Below are 12,720 nucleotides of genomic sequence, written 5' to 3'. Positions count from 1 at the left end.
GTGACGTGGCGTTGGGGTTCTGCAAGAGCCTGCAACCCGCTATCAGTAGCGCAACACCCTGTCCAGCCTGACGGAGCGGCCCATGCCCTACACGCCTCCTTTGCGCGATTTCGCTTTCATCCTAGACCATGTTGCCGGGTTCGACCAAGTTCGCAACAGTGACCTATTTGGGGATGCCACGCCCGATACGGTACAAGCCATCCTGTCCGAAGGCGGGAGGCTTTGCGCCGAAGTGATCGCCCCGCTGCGGCGTCCAGGCGACACAAACCCGGCAAGGCTGGACAACGGCGCGGTGGTCAGCCCGCCGGGCTATGCCGAGGGGTTCCGCGCACTGGCGGAGGGTGGCTGGATCGGGATTTCCGCCGACCCCGAGCATGGCGGCATGGGCATGCCGCAAACCGTGTCGACCGCGTTTTACGAGATGATGTCATCGGCCTGCTTGTCCTTGCAGATGAACCCGCTGCTGACGCAGGGGCAAATAGAGGCGCTGGAGCATCACGCCTCGGACAAGATCAAGGCGCTCTATTTGCCCAAGCTGATTTCGGGCGAATGGTCGGGCACGATGAACCTGACCGAACCGCAGGCTGGCACCGATCTAGCCGCGCTGCGGTCCAAGGCTGAACCGCAAGAGGATGGCACCTACAGCGTGTCGGGGCAGAAAATCTACATCTCTTGGGGCGATTGCGATTTCACCCAGAATGTCTGCCATCTGGTGCTCGCGCGCTTGCCTGATGCCCCGGCAGGGTCCAAGGGGATCAGCCTGTTTCTGGTGCCCAAGATCATTCCCAACGCCGATGGCAGCCTTGGCCAGCCGAACGCGCTGCGAGTGGTTAGCCTTGAACATAAGCTTGGCATCCACGGCTCGCCCACCTGCGTCATGGAATATGACGGGGCCACGGGATGGCTGGTCGGCGCGCCGCACAAGGGGCTGGCGGCAATGTTCACCATGATGAACAATGCCCGCGTCGGTGTAGGCGTGCAGGGCATTGGCGTGGCCGAAGGGGCGTATCAGCACGCGCTGGCCTATGCGATGGACCGCAAGCAGGGCCCAACGCCGAAGGGCGCGACCGCGATCATCGACCACCCCGATATTCGCCGCCAACTGGCCATCATGCGCGCCGAGATATTCGCGGCACGCGCGATTGCCATGGCCAACTGTGTGGCGATCGACATGGCGACGGCCACCGGGTCCGCGGATTGGGCGGCGCGCGCGGGCTGGTTGACACCGATCACCAAAACCTACGGAACTGAAACAGGGATCACCGTGTCGGATATGGGCATCCAGATCCATGGTGGCATGGGCTTCATAGAGGAAACGGGGGCGGCCCAATTCCTGCGCGATGTCCGTGTAACCGCGATCTACGAGGGCACAAACGCCATTCAGGCGCTCGACCTTGTCGGGCGCAAACTGGGTGACGGCGGGGCCGCCGCCTTTGCTTTGCTGGACGAGGTGGCGGAAACAGCCGCCGCGTCAGATATGGGCGCACCCGTATCCGACGCCGCGCAAGCCCTGCGTTCGGCAACCGATTGGATGCTAGGGCAGGGGATGGCAGAACGCGCCGCCGCCGCGACCGCTTACCTACGCGCCTTTGCCCGTGTTCTGGGGGCAGACATGCATCTGCGTGCAGCACAGTCGGGCGAGGCTGCGCGCGTGAGCTTGGCGCGTGTCTATATCGACCATTTGTTGCCCGAATGCGCCGCGCACCTGACAGCGATGCGGGCAGACCCTGCCAGCTATATGGCCCTGTCGGCAGAGGATCTTGGCGCGTGAGCGACGGCATCCGCTACCCGTTCGAGGTGCCGCCCGAAGAAGGCGCGGCAATCGAAATCGCGCCCGGCATAGTCTGGGCGCGCATGCCGCTGCCCATGGCGCTGGACCATGTCAATGTCTACGCGCTGGATGACGGCGCGGGCTGGACCGTGTTTGACACCGGGTTCGACACCAAGCGCACGCGCGGTGCATGGGTCAAGCTGCTGGCGGGACCGCTTTGCGGCAAGCCTGTAACCCGCGTCATCGCCAGCCACCACCACCCTGACCATATCGGGCTGGCGGGCTGGTTTCAGGCCGGGGGCGCTACGCTCGCGACCTCGCGCACGGCATGGCTGTTTGCGCGGATGCTGACGCTGGACGACCAAGACCGCCCGCCGCCCGAAACGCTGGAATTTTGGCATAGGGCAGGGATGGACCCGGACATTCTGGCTAAGCGTGCCGATGAGCGCCCGTTCAACTTTGCCGATGTTGTCGCGCCATTGCCGCTGGGGTTCGACCGCCTTTCGGACGGCGATATCCTGCGCGCGGGTGGGCGTGACTGGGATGTGCGGCTGGGCCAAGGCCATGCGCCCGACCAGATCACGCTCTGGAGCCGGGATTGCAACCTTGTGCTGGGCGCGGATCAGCTTCTCCCGTCGATCTCGCCCAATCTGGGGGTTTACGCGACCGAACCGAATGCCGACCCGGTGGCGGAGTGGATGGAGAGTTGCGCGCGCCTGCAAGCCTTCGCGCGCGCGGATCATCTTGTCTTGCCCGGTCACAAACTGCCCTTCACCGGCCTGCCGATGCGCTTGCGCCAGAAGATAGACAACCACCACGGCGCACTGGCGCGTCTGGAAGAGCATTTGTCGGAACCGCGCCGCGCCAGCGAATGCTTCGCGCCGCTGTTCAAACGCCAGATTGGCGAAGGCACTTACGGGCTGGCTTTGGTCGAGGCTGTCGCGCATCTGAACTATCTTGAACGGATGGGCCGTGTGACACGCCATATGGGTGACGATGGCGCATGGCATTGGCAAAGCGTTGCGGTGGCGTCAGGTTTGGGGTGACAGCCCCCGACCGATGGGGTATTTGACACTTCATATACGCGAACATGGAGAATGTGACATGGCTGACCATGAACACGGTAAAATGGACACCACGACCCAGCAAAAGACCTTTGATGGTTTCATGCGCATGGTGACTTGGGGGGCTGGTATCAGCATTGGCGTTCTGATCTTCATCGCGCTGGTCAACGGCTGACCCGTCGCGGGAACCAGACAGGAAACGTCATGCAGGTAATGGTTGTGCGGCAGATGGTGCCGCAGCTTCGCGCCCTGGCGCTGATGGTGCTGGCGGTTTTTACATTGGCGGCCTGCGCAGGCGAACGGGTCTGGGCCCCGGATGACGCGGTACAGGCCGCGCGCTATGCGCATGGCGGACGACCCGAACTGACCATCATCACTGTCATGAACTACCGCTCCAAGCGCGGTGACCATACAGCCCTGTTTATCAACGCGGATGAACGTGTGCTCTTTGATCCGGCCGGAAGCTGGAAGCTCCCCGATGTGCCGGAACGAAATGACCTGCATTACGGGATCACACCCCGAGTCGGCGCCTCTTTCTATCTGAGCCACACCCGCGAAACTCATTACACCGTTGTGCAGCGCATACCCGTGTCTATGGAAACTGCGCTGCGCGCCAAGCAATTGGCGACAGAAGCAGGCCCAGTGCCTGCGGCCCATTGTGCGGTGTCCACAATTGCCATCTTGCGCGAGTTGCCGGGGTTTGAAGATCTGCAGTCAGGGTATTATCCGCACCGTTTGATGGAGCAAATCGCGGCAAAGCCTGGCGTTATCACGCGGGAATTGCATTACGACGCGCCGGACATCAACACGCAGGTGTATTCGGTGCAGGCCCGGCTCTGAACGTCAGTCGCGCTTATTCCAAGTGGTCGGTGAAGCCGTCGAGAACCACGCGCCACCAATCGAACGTGTCGTCCAGATTGGCGCGGCTCACGCCGCCGAACAGATTGACATCCCACTGGATGACCGGGTCGTTTTCTGCGTCCAGCGTCGCTTTGCCGAAGCGGTTGTCGTTGTTCCAGGCTTGTATGGTGTTCTGCGTTACGGCCCCCGTATTCACCCAAGCCGCGCGGAATTGGATATTCGTGCAGTTCCGACCGTTTTCGCAGCCATAGAACAGGACCAGATATTGCGTGCCGTCCATTCGGCCGCGCAGCATCGGGTCACCCACGGCGTCCGATGTGACCTCTACCGCCCCGTAGCCCCGCGCAATGGCGGCAATCGCTTCAGGGTCGCTTGCGTCGAGCAAGGTTTGTGCACCAGATGCTGCGGGCGCCAGCGCCAGCGTCGAAAGTGTCAAGATCTTTGCGAAGGCGGTCATGTGTCTCTCCATGGGTATTGCGGCAGCATACCGCATCCGCCCTTTCTGGCAACGATCAAGATCGCGGGCTTGTGCCGTCCGCCTGTTTTCGGCACACCCGGCACATGATTGACACCCCGTATCAGCCGCCGCAGGACGACCTTGTCATCCTGCACGAGGATCATGAACTGCTGTTCATCGACAAACCGGCGGGCCTGCTATCCGTGCCGGGGCGCGGTCCGCATCTGGCCGATTGCCTGATCGCGCGGGTCCAGTCGGTTTTCCCCGAAGCGCTTCTTGTCCATCGGCTGGACCGCGACACATCGGGCGTGATTGTCTTTGCGCGCAGCCCGGTGGCGCAGCGGCATCTTGGACTACAATTCGAAAAACGGCAGACCCGAAAGCAATACATCGCGCAGGTCTGGGGGCAGGTCACGGAACGTCAGGGGCGGGTTGATCTGCCCCTTATTGTCGACTGGGACAACCGCCCGCGCCAGATGGTTTGCCATGAAACCGGCCGCGCAGCCCAAACCGACTGGGCGCTGATCCGCCATGACATATATGGATCGCGCTTGCGGCTTATGCCCCTGACGGGGCGCAGCCACCAGCTTCGGGTGCATATGCTGGCCATCGGCCACCCAATCCTGGGCGATCCGTTTTACGCAAGCGGGCAGGCCGGTGCGTTTCCGCGCCTTATGCTCCATTCGCGGGAATTGCGGTTGCGCCATCCAGATGGCGGGCGGGGGCTAACGGTCAGCGCGCCGGTGCCGTTCTAGTCCTTCCCAGCTTCATCTTGCCCCAAATACTCATGGCGCGCCATCGGTCAAAAATCCGGCCTGAACGGGATGCGAAAAGGGCGCGGGGCCGTTTCGGCCCCGCGCTCCCGCGGCGCGCTTGCCCGCAGGGCAAGGCGCAAAATCTTGGTCTGGCTCAGTTCGCGGCCATCTGGTTGTGTTTGCGCGCGACCAGTGTCTTTGCCGTTTCCACCGCCACGGCGGCATCGCGGCAATAGGCATCGGCACCGATGGCGCGGCCAAATTCCTCGTTCAGCGGCGCACCGCCCACCAGCACGATATACTCGTCGCGCAGACCCTTTGCGGCCAGCGTATCAATCACGACCTTCATATAGGGCATCGTGGTTGTCAGCAGCGCCGACATACCCAGAATATCGGGCTGTTCGCGTTCCAGCATTTCCAGATATGCCTCGACCGCGTTGTTGATGCCCATGTCGACGACCTCGAATCCGGCGCCTTCCATCATCATCGCGACAAGGTTCTTGCCGATGTCATGGATGTCGCCCTTGACGGTCCCGATCACCATCTTGCCCATGCGCGGCGCGCCGGTTTCGACCAGAAGCGGCTTGAGGATTGCCATGCCGCCCTTCATCGCATTGGCGGCCAGCAGCACTTCGGGAACGAAAAGGATCCCATCACGGAAATCATGACCGACGATGGTCATGCCCGCGACCAGCGCCTTGGTCAGAATGTCGTAGGGCGTCCAGCCGCGATCCAGCAAGATGCGAACCGATTCCTCGATCTCTTCGCGCAACCCGTCGTAAAGATCGTCCATCATCTGTTCGACAAGTTCGTCGTCAGACAGATCGGCCAGAATGATTTCTTCTTCATCAGACATGGAAGGCACCTCTTGAAACGCCGCGCTTTTGGGCGCGCGGGCTGGACTGTTGCTCAGGGTTTCAGACATTTTGTCGCGCCGGACACGTCCATTTGCGACCTAGGCGCGGGGCTTGGCGACCATACCGACCGGATCGTCACCAAAAGGCCTCGAAATCTTAGCTCTCGCGGCGGCGGCGGTTGCCACGACGGGCGGGTGTGTCGGGGCCATCGGCTTCGGTCCCGTCCACGGCAGACGAAAACCCGCCGATCCGTGTCTTGATCGTCTCCAGATCGGGGCGGGGTCCGGCAGCGCGGGTTTCCAGTGCTTCGCGCATCGCGCGCAAGTGGTCGGGCATGGTGCCACAGCATCCCCCGATGATACGTGCGCCGCAATCGCGCGCCAGCACGGCGTAATCGGCCATCAGGTCCGGCGTGCCGTCATAATGGATGTGCCCGTCAACATATTTCGGAATGCCCGCATTGCCCTTGGCAATGATGGGCATGCTGGTGCCTGTATCGACAAAGCCCAGCACCGTGCGCAACAGGTCCGACGCGCCCACCCCGCAATTCGCGCCAAAGGCCAGCGGTTTGTGGGCCAGCTTGTCGACCATTTGCGCCATCGCCGCAGAGGTCAGGCCCATCATGGTGCGCCCGGCGGTGTCAAAGCTCATCGTGCCGCACCATGGCATACCGGCCAGCGCGGCGGCTTCGGCGGCGGCCTTGTATTCCTCAGAGGCGGAAATGGTTTCCACCCATAACACATCTGCACCGCCAGCTTTCAGCCCCTCGGCTTGTTCGTGGAACATCTCGACCGCGAGCGCATGGGTCAGGCTGCCCATCGGGGCCATGATCTCGCCCGTCGGCCCGATGGACCCGGCGACGATCACACGCCGCCCCGATGCGTCGGCCACCTCGCGCCCAAGTTCCGCGCCAAGGCGGTTCAATTCGTGCACGCGTGCTTCGGCGGAATGCAGTTTCAGACGGCTGGCATTGCCGCCGAATGTGTTGGTCAGGAACAGGTCAGAGCCGGCATCGACCGCGCCACGGTAAAGCGTGCGGATTTTCTCGGGTTCGTCGGCATTCCACAATTCGGGCGCATCGCCCGATTGCAGTCCCATGTTGAACAGGTTGGTGCCGGTCGCGCCATCGGCCAAAAGCCAGTCGCGGGTTGCAAGAAGCTCTGTCAGCGCGTCAGTCATATGTTCGGTCCCATCGTATCAGGGACATCCGCGCCCCGTATCAGGGCGCGCTTAGCGCAAAGCGGGGGCGCAGATCAAACGCAAACTGTTCTGTGGGTGATTTACCCTTCGGCCAGTTCTGCTTTGGCCTCTGCCAACAGTTCGGCCATCTTGGTGCGGATCATCGCTTCGTCCGCCTTGTCGCCCAGATCTGCGGCAACCTTGCGGAACACGTCTTCGTGGCCAGCTTCCTCGAAATCAGAGCGGATCACGTCCATCGCGTAGGATTCGGCGTCATCGCCCGATTTGCCCAAAACGCCCGCGGCCCACAGGCCCAGCTTTTTGTTGCGGCGCGCGATGGCCTTGAACTGCATTTCTGCATCATGTGCGTATTTGTTTTCGAACGCGCGTTCGCGGTTATCGAAGGTGGACATGGCGGGCCCTCATCGGTTTGTGTGGCGTTGCGTAACATATGCCCACTGGGGCGCCGTGCTGCAAGGTTAAACAGGGGCAGAGACCGCGAACGGCTTTGCTTGCGACCGCGCCCACGCTGGAGTATAGGCACGCCAGACCACACCGCATATCGCGGTGCAGCACCTGTTGGAGAATGTCGATGGCACGCCGCACGAAAGTTTATGAGGGCAAAGCCAAGATTCTCTATGAGGGCCCCGAGCCGGGCACATTGGTGCAGTATTTCAAGGACGACGCCACCGCTTTCAATGCCGAGAAGCGGGACGTGATCGACGGCAAGGGCGTGTTGAACAACATGCTGTCGGAATTCGTCATGTCCGGGCTGAACCAGATCGGGGTGCCGACGCATTTTATCAAGCGTATCAACATGCGCGAGCAGCTTATCCGGTCGGTAGAGATCATTCCACTGGAAGTGGTCGTGCGCAATATCGCCGCCGGGTCCATGTCGAAACGGCTGGGCATAGAGGAAGGCACCCGCCTGCCACGCCCCATTATCGAATTCTATTACAAGGACGACAAGCTGGGTGATCCGCTTGTCAGCGAGGACCAGATCCTTGCCTTCAACTGGGCCAGCCATCAGGATCTGGATGATATGGTCTCGCTTGCGGTGCGGGTGAACGATTTCCTGTCAGGGATCATGCTGGCCGTGGGAATCACTTTGGTCGATTTTAAAATCGAAATCGGGCGGCAGTATGAGGGCGATATGCAGCGCCTTGTCGTGGCTGACGAGATCAGCCCCGATTCGTGCCGCCTGTGGGACATCAAGACCGGCCAGAAACTCGACAAGGACGTGTTTCGGCGCGACCTTGGCAGCCTGACAGATGCCTATTCCGAAGTGGCGCGCCGCCTTGGCGTGATGCCGCGCAACGCGACCCCCATGACCAAACCCAAGTTGATGAATTAAAAGGTAGCCAGTTCCATGAAAATGCGTGTCATCGTCACCCTGAAATCCGGCGTTCTGGACCCACAAGGAGAGGCGGTGCGCCACGCGCTCGGCTCGCTCGGGTTCGAAGGTGTGAACAAGGTCCGCCAAGGCAAGATGATCGAGTTGGACCTGACGGAAACAGACCCCGTCCGCGCAGAGGAACAGGCACGCCAGATGTGTGAAAAGCTGCTCGCCAACACGGCGATCGAGAGCTACTCGCTGGAACCGGTGCAAGGGTAAGCCGTCATATGAAAGCCGCTGTCATTACGTTTCCCGGGTCGAATTGCGACCGTGATCTGGCTGTCGCCTTCGAACAGGCTGGCGCAGAGGTGGTGCGCGTCTGGCACAAGGATACCGCCCTGCCTGCGGGCGTGGATGTGGTCGGCCTGCCCGGCGGGTTCTCTTACGGCGACTACCTGCGATGCGGCGCGATTGCCGCGCACTCGCCCATCGGGAGTGCAATTGCCGCGCATGCGCAGGCCGGTGGCTACGTTCTGGGTATCTGTAACGGCTTTCAGGTGCTTCTGGAAATGGGCCTCTTGCCCGGTGCGCTTCTGCGCAATGCCGGGCTGAAATTCGTTTGCAAGCCGGTTGCCCTGAACGTGACCTCTGTCGAAAGCGATTTCACGTCTGAATATGGCGCAGATGCGCAGATCACCATTCCCGTGGCGCACCATGACGGCAATTATACCACCGATGCCGATACACTCGCGCGGTTGCGAGGCGAGGGGCGCGTGGCGTTCACCTATGCCCAGAACCCGAACGGCTCTGACGGTGATATTGCCGGCATCCTTTCGGAAAACCGTCGCGTGCTGGGCATGATGCCACATCCCGAACGCGCGCTGGATGCTGCGCAGGGTAGTGCTGATGGCCGCGCGCTCTTTGCCGGCCTTATCGGCGCTTTCGTGCCCGGCTAGGAACACCCGACTTGAGCGCCGGGGGCAATCGCAATATCGTTGCGCGCATGATCACCCCGCCCGATCTGGACAACCGTCGTGCCAGCATTCTTGGCATTCCGCTCTGGGGGCGGGCGGCAGTGTTTGCTTTGGTGGTGGTTGCAGCCGTCAGCACTTGGTTTCTGAACGGCTGGCTATCCACCAATTTCACCGAAGCCACCCGCAACCGGGCAGAGCTTCGGCTTGTGCTGTACTCCGGCAATATCCAATCGGAATTGCAGCGAAATTCGGTGGTGCCGTTGTTGCTGGCGCGTGACCCGGTGATCGCGGATGCGCTGCGCGACAGCAATTTCGCGACCATTTCGCAGCGCCTGATCGACCTGCAAAACGAGATCGGCGCGGCCTCTATCGAATTGCTGGACCAGAACGGGCGGACCGTCGGGGCGACAGACCGCAACATCCTTGGCACCATGCGTAGTTCTGACGCGGTGTTTGTCGACGCCAGGCGCACCCCCGATACCGTGTTCCAGACCCGAGAGCTGGATAGCGGGGGGTTCAGTTTCACTTTCTCGCGCGCGGTGCGGTCGGGGCGCGAGGTGTTAGGCGTGGTCATCGTGTCGGCCGATCTGTCCAAATTCGAACGCAGTTGGGCAGGCTTTGCCGATGCAGTGGCACTGATGGAATCATCCGGTCGGATTGTGCTGGCGACGGAACCGCGCTGGCGGGGCCGCTCGCTGGAAGAGGCGCTGGCGATTCGCGATGCACCGTCAGCGATTGCGCGCGCCTTTCGGGCCACAACCGATTGGACCCAACCGGCGCCGGATGCGTTCCTGCGTGGCGAGGCGGTGTTGCGATCAGAGGTGCGCGTGCCGTTTCGGGGCTGGAAGCTGGTCAGCTTCACCCGCTACGATTCGGTGCGCGAGCGGGTCAATGCGGCACTGGCGCTTGTGCTGACTGGATTTGCGCTGCTGCTGGCGCTGACCTTCTACATCCTAAGCCGACGTGCCTACACGCAATCTGAGGTGTTCAAACGCGAATCCGAGGAACTGCGCGGCCTCAACGCGCGGTTGCAACGTGAAATCGCGGCACGGGTGCGGATGCAAAAAGATCTTGCCGTCGCAGAGCAGACCTTGGCGCAATCCTCCAAGCTGGCATCATTGGGCGAGATGTCGGCCTCTGTCAGCCATGAGCTGAACCAACCCTTGGCGGCGATGAAAACCTATCTGGCTGGCGCGCGCCTGCTGTTGAAACGCAAGCGCCCCGAAGAAGCATTGGCATCGTTCCAGCGGATTGACGACCTGATCGACCGCATGGGGGCCATCGCGCGGACACTGAAATCCTTCGCGCGCAAAGGCGGTGAGGCGTTCGCACCCATCGACTTGCGCACATGCGTGGCCGACGCATTGACCATGACAGAGCCACTTTTGCGCGACAGTCGCGTGCTGTTGGTTCGCACGGTCCCCCCCGATCCGGTCATGATTCTGGGTGATAGCGTGCGCGTCGAGCAGGTGATCCTGAACCTTGTGCGCAACGCGGTGGATGCAACCAAGAACACCAATGCACCGCAGATCGACATCATTCTCAGCCAAGGCGACACTGCCAAACTGACCGTGCGCGACAATGGTGAGGGGATTGCCGATATCGACAATCTGTTCGAGCCGTTCTACACCACCAAGCCTGCAGGGCAGGGGGTCGGTCTGGGGCTGGCCATTTCGTCGGGTATCGTGAAAGATCACGGTGGGCGGCTTACCGCCCTGAACCCAGGCGAGGGCGGCGCGGTATTCGAAGTGGAATTCCCGCGCTATACGGGCTCTGACCAGCAGGACACATAACGCGAACCTGATCTGAAACCGCTTGCCTGTGTCGTCTGATATCGGCCATCTGGCCGCAATAAAGCCGAAAGGATCGCGCCGATGAGTCGCGCCATGCATGTTGCCATCGTCGATGATGAACAGGATATGCGCCAGTCTATCAGCCAGTGGCTGGCGCTGTCGGGGTTCACGGCCGAAACCTATGCCGACGGGGCAGAGGCAGTCGCTGCGATCGATAGCGATTTTCCGGGCGTGGTCATCACCGATATCCGCATGCCAGGGCTGGACGGTATGGGATTGCTCAAACGGTTGAATGCGATTGATGCGACAATCCCGGTAATCTTGATCACCGGTCATGGTGACGTGCCCATGGCCGTCGAAGCCATGCGGCTTGGCGCGTTCGATTTTCTGGAAAAGCCGTTCGATCCAGAAAAGATGATGGCGCTTGCCGACCGTGCTGCCAAGGCCCGCGCGCAAGCGATGGAGTCGCGCGCGCTGCGCACCGAACTGGCGGATGGCGCGACGATGATGCGCCGCCTGATCGGAGAGTCGGGTCAAATGCAGCGCCTGCGCGAGGATATTCTGGATATCGGGCAGGCCGATGGTCATGTGCTGATAGACGGGGAAACCGGCACCGGAAAGACGCTTGTCGCGCATGCCTTGCATGCTGTCGGCAGCCGGTCGGCGCGCAAGTTGGTGTCGCTCAACTGTGCCGGGCTGGATGATGCCACGCTCAACGCCCGGCTGTTCGGCCCTGCGCCCGCAGAAAGCGCGGAACGGCCCTTGGCCGACGCGGCGCGCGGTGGCACCCTTGTTCTGGAAGACATAGAGGCGTTGTCCGAACCTGTGCAGGCCCGGCTTTTGGCCTTTATAGATGCACAGGGCACCCCGCCCGACACCCGCATTATTGCCGTCTGCAATGGCCACAAGCGCGATCAGACCCTGGAAGATGTGCTGCGCCCTGATCTGTTTTTCCGGCTTGGCGCGCATCAGGTTGTTTTGCCGCCCCTGCGCGCGCGCGGCGAGGATATTCTGGCGCTGTTCAACGAGTATATGGGACAGTTCGCAGAGGAATACGGCTGCGCAGTGCCGGTGCTGTCGATGCCCGACGCCGCACAGCTTCTGCAAGCGCCATGGCCGGGAAATGTCCGCCAGCTTGTGACGATTGCTGAACGCAGCGTGCTCCAAAGCCGGCGCGAAGATGGCGCGCTGATGTCGTTGGTCATGGCCGATAACGAAGCGTCGGGCGAGGCTATGACCACAGAAGGCAAGCCGCTCAAGGAACATGTTGAAGCGTTCGAGCGCATCTTGATCGACAACACGATGCGCAGGCACAAAGGTTCTATCGCGGCAGTCATGGAAGAATTGCGCCTGCCGCGCCGGACGCTCAATGAAAAAATGGCCAAATACGGGCTGACGCGCTCTGATTACGTCTGATCTGGCGGCAGTATTGGCCCGATCTTTTGCGGTGCATGGAATAAGCATTGTCATTTGTGGCGTTTAGCCGCTATGCTGACCGGGTTAAGGTGTGCAATCAGACTGCAAACCCCGACAGATTTCGCTGCCCTGGCAGACCGTCGCGCACAACGCCGCGCCGCCTTGGCAGATGGATAGGCCGCAAGGCTTGAACAGCCCGCCTCATTTTCACGAGTGATCGGGCGCAACCTGAACAGCCACGCCTGCGTGGCACTTTT

General features: G+C 61.5%; 14 protein-coding genes. 10 read left to right on the top strand and 4 right to left on the bottom strand.

The features are described from left to right. Window positions 1–82: 82 nt before the first annotated feature. From ROE7235_RS03580 to ROE7235_RS03565, 4 genes are read left to right on the top strand one after another with little or no spacing between them, the layout of a single operon-like run. Window positions 83–1,771, top strand: coding sequence for an acyl-CoA dehydrogenase (locus ROE7235_RS03580; RefSeq protein WP_121093301.1), 1,689 nt, complete (start codon window positions 83–85; stop codon window positions 1,769–1,771). Next, complete coding sequence (locus ROE7235_RS03575) at window positions 1,768–2,817, top strand: MBL fold metallo-hydrolase (protein ID WP_245963869.1); 1,050 nt, start codon at window positions 1,768–1,770, stop codon at window positions 2,815–2,817. The genes ROE7235_RS03580 and ROE7235_RS03575 overlap by 4 nt, the downstream gene beginning before the upstream one ends. A 58-nt stretch (window positions 2,818–2,875) precedes the next feature. Then, on the top strand, window positions 2,876–3,010 hold the full coding sequence (locus tag ROE7235_RS03570) for an aa3-type cytochrome c oxidase subunit IV (protein WP_121093299.1): 135 nt from the start codon (window positions 2,876–2,878) through the stop codon (window positions 3,008–3,010). Window positions 3,011–3,039: 29 nt separating this feature from the next. Then, complete coding sequence (locus ROE7235_RS03565) at window positions 3,040–3,675, top strand: hypothetical protein (protein ID WP_147434162.1); 636 nt, start codon at window positions 3,040–3,042, stop codon at window positions 3,673–3,675. Between the two features lie 13 nt (window positions 3,676–3,688). Here ROE7235_RS03565 and ROE7235_RS03560 read toward each other — a convergent pair whose 3' ends face one another. Then, the gene (locus ROE7235_RS03560) at window positions 3,689–4,153 is read right to left on the bottom strand and encodes a YbjN domain-containing protein (protein WP_121093297.1); all 465 of its coding nucleotides are present in this window, start codon (window positions 4,151–4,153) and stop codon (window positions 3,689–3,691) included. A gap of 107 nt (window positions 4,154–4,260) precedes the next feature. Between ROE7235_RS03560 and ROE7235_RS03555 the strand changes: the two genes are divergently transcribed. After that, on the top strand, window positions 4,261–4,908 hold the full coding sequence (locus ROE7235_RS03555) for a pseudouridine synthase (protein ID WP_121093405.1): 648 nt from the start codon (window positions 4,261–4,263) through the stop codon (window positions 4,906–4,908). A gap of 154 nt (window positions 4,909–5,062) precedes the next feature. Here the strand turns inward: ROE7235_RS03555 and ROE7235_RS03550 are convergent, their stop codons facing one another. The 3 genes from ROE7235_RS03550 to ROE7235_RS03540 form a co-directional block, all read right to left on the bottom strand. Further along, window positions 5,063–5,764, bottom strand: a complete 702-nt coding sequence (locus ROE7235_RS03550) for a cobalamin B12-binding domain-containing protein (RefSeq protein WP_121093404.1) — start codon at window positions 5,762–5,764, stop codon at window positions 5,063–5,065. Window positions 5,765–5,921: 157 nt separating this feature from the next. Then, the gene (bmt, locus tag ROE7235_RS03545; RefSeq protein WP_121093296.1) at window positions 5,922–6,944 is read right to left on the bottom strand and encodes a betaine--homocysteine S-methyltransferase; all 1,023 of its coding nucleotides are present in this window, start codon (window positions 6,942–6,944) and stop codon (window positions 5,922–5,924) included. Between the two features lie 101 nt (window positions 6,945–7,045). Further along, a complete protein-coding gene (locus tag ROE7235_RS03540) occupies window positions 7,046–7,357 on the bottom strand; it encodes a DUF1476 domain-containing protein (RefSeq protein WP_121093295.1) in 312 nt (103 codons plus the stop codon). Between the two features lie 179 nt (window positions 7,358–7,536). Here ROE7235_RS03540 and purC point away from each other — a divergent pair, with 179 nt between their 5' ends. The 5 genes from purC (at window position 7,537) to ROE7235_RS03515 (ending at window position 12,463) form a co-directional block, all read left to right on the top strand. Beyond that, on the top strand, window positions 7,537–8,298 hold the full coding sequence (purC, locus tag ROE7235_RS03535; protein ID WP_121093403.1) for a phosphoribosylaminoimidazolesuccinocarboxamide synthase: 762 nt from the start codon (window positions 7,537–7,539) through the stop codon (window positions 8,296–8,298). Between the two features lie 15 nt (window positions 8,299–8,313). Then, the gene (purS, locus tag ROE7235_RS03530) at window positions 8,314–8,559 is read left to right on the top strand and encodes a phosphoribosylformylglycinamidine synthase subunit PurS (RefSeq protein WP_121093294.1); all 246 of its coding nucleotides are present in this window, start codon (window positions 8,314–8,316) and stop codon (window positions 8,557–8,559) included. Between the two features lie 8 nt (window positions 8,560–8,567). Then, complete coding sequence (gene purQ / locus ROE7235_RS03525; protein ID WP_121093293.1) at window positions 8,568–9,236, top strand: phosphoribosylformylglycinamidine synthase subunit PurQ; 669 nt, start codon at window positions 8,568–8,570, stop codon at window positions 9,234–9,236. A gap of 47 nt (window positions 9,237–9,283) precedes the next feature. After that, window positions 9,284–11,047, top strand: a complete 1,764-nt coding sequence (locus ROE7235_RS03520; RefSeq protein ID WP_121093402.1) for a sensor histidine kinase — start codon at window positions 9,284–9,286, stop codon at window positions 11,045–11,047. An 81-nt stretch (window positions 11,048–11,128) separates the two neighbouring features. After that, window positions 11,129–12,463, top strand: a complete 1,335-nt coding sequence (locus ROE7235_RS03515) for a sigma-54-dependent transcriptional regulator (protein WP_121093292.1) — start codon at window positions 11,129–11,131, stop codon at window positions 12,461–12,463. The last annotated feature ends 257 nt before the right edge of the window (window positions 12,464–12,720 follow it).

Origin of the sequence: Roseinatronobacter ekhonensis, from assembly GCF_900499075.1 — a bacterium.
GTDB classification, from domain to species: Bacteria; Pseudomonadota; Alphaproteobacteria; order Rhodobacterales; family Rhodobacteraceae; genus Roseinatronobacter; species Roseinatronobacter ekhonensis.
Note: the sequence above shows the minus strand (reverse complement) of the source record. Positions and strands in the feature narration are given on the sequence as shown.